Origin of the sequence: Arsukibacterium sp. MJ3 (assembly GCF_000987765.1) — a bacterium.
Taxonomy (GTDB): Bacteria; Pseudomonadota; Gammaproteobacteria; order Enterobacterales; family Alteromonadaceae; genus Alishewanella.
Map to the genome: position 1 here is coordinate 1 of NZ_LAHP01000093.1, position 734 is coordinate 734.

Annotated in this window: 2 pseudogenes; both read left to right on the forward strand. The window is 49.0% G+C overall.

Annotated elements, in window-relative coordinates:
* A pseudogene (locus VT06_RS18300) lies at positions 1 to 226 on the forward strand (IS3 family transposase); the annotation flags it as partial.
* A pseudogene (locus tag VT06_RS16910) lies at positions 223 to 734 on the forward strand (IS3 family transposase); the annotation flags it as partial. The pseudogenes VT06_RS18300 and VT06_RS16910, both read left to right, overlap by 4 nt.

The following is a 734-nucleotide window of genomic DNA, read 5'->3' on the forward strand; positions in this document are numbered from 1 at the left end:
TTGGTGTCGCGAGAAAGGCGTGTTTACACACCATTTAACCAGTTGGAAAGACGAGTTTTGCGCTCCGAAAACGCCGGTGCCAGCTGCACAAATGCGAACTCTGAAAGACGAAAATGTTAACCTTAAAAAAGAAATTCTGCGTAAAGATAAAGCATTAGCGGAGGCAGCTGCACTACTGGTGCTGCAAAAAAAGTTCCGGGCTTTGTGGGAGGACGAGGAGAAATGACGCCGCTGCCGATACGGTTAACACTGATTGAGCTGATTGAACAAGCCATGCTATCCGGAGCCAGACAGGCGAAAGCCTGCGAGGCAATAGCGCTTGAAGTTCGAACTTTGCAGCGTTGGCAAAGTGATAAAACCAAAGGTGACTTAAGGCCACAGCGCTTGCAAACGCCGGTTAATGCACTGAGCCAGAAGGAGCGCGCACAGGTACTAAGTGTCCTTAATGGTGCTGAATTTGGTCACTTACCTCCCGGACAAGTCGTGCCAAAACTGGCGGACAAGGGAATTTATCTGGCATCCGAATCGACGATGTACCGGGCTTTGCGCGCGGCTGGGCAATTAAGTCACCGGCGCAGTGAACGGCCAGCCAAGCCCCACGCCAAGCCTGAAGGCTTTAGCGCTACAGCCCCTAATAGGTTGTATTCCTGGGATATCACTTATTTACCCAGTACAGTTCGTGGAATGTATTTTTATCTTTATGCTTTTATTGATATTTTTAGTCGAAAACTGGT